At 62.6% G+C, this 511-nt stretch carries 2 pseudogenes; both read right to left on the bottom strand.

Going from position 1 to position 511, the window contains the following annotated elements:
- Positions 1–206: pseudogene (locus B3T59_RS22500) on the bottom strand (hypothetical protein); the annotation flags it as partial.
- A 29-nt stretch (positions 207–235) separates the two neighbouring features.
- Positions 236–511 (bottom strand): annotated as a pseudogene (locus tag B3T59_RS22495) (hypothetical protein); the annotation flags it as partial.

Raw genomic sequence — 511 nt, 5'->3', positions numbered from 1 at the left:
TACTCGCTGACGTTCACGCCGGGCGGCATGAATGGCACGTCGACGATGTTGGGACTGAGCCCGAAGCAGTTCGACAGGGGGAACGAGCGGTTGTACTGCGCCGAAGCGTCGCCTGCGCCGTGGGTGAGGCCGGTCAGAGTGCCTATTGTAAGGGCAGCTGCTGTGGCGGAGGCAGCAACGGTTGTGCGAATTCGTGTGCTTCTCATGATGTCTTCTCTCTCTCTTGGTCGGTTCGCTACGTGACGGTCAGGGTTCCGCTGCATGCCGTACTGGGAATGGTCCAGAGGGCATTGCGGTTGACGGCGCTGAGTGTCACGCGCACCCTGCCCGGTCCGGTGTTGAGCTTGAATGTCGGGCCCCCGACGTAGAGTCCGATCTTCGCTGTGTCGAACGCTGTTCCCTTGCGATTGGTCGTCAGGTTGTGCCAGTCGAGCCGACCGGCCGACTCGTAGCCGCCGCTGAAGATCCAGAAGGTGGAGACGTCGCGTACAGCGGCGGTCACCTTGCCGGG

It is taken from the genome of Gordonia sp. UBA7860, from assembly GCF_002500165.1.
Taxonomy (GTDB): Bacteria; Actinomycetota; Actinomycetes; order Mycobacteriales; family Mycobacteriaceae; genus Gordonia; species Gordonia sputi.
This window is presented reverse-complemented; position numbering and strand designations above follow the sequence as displayed.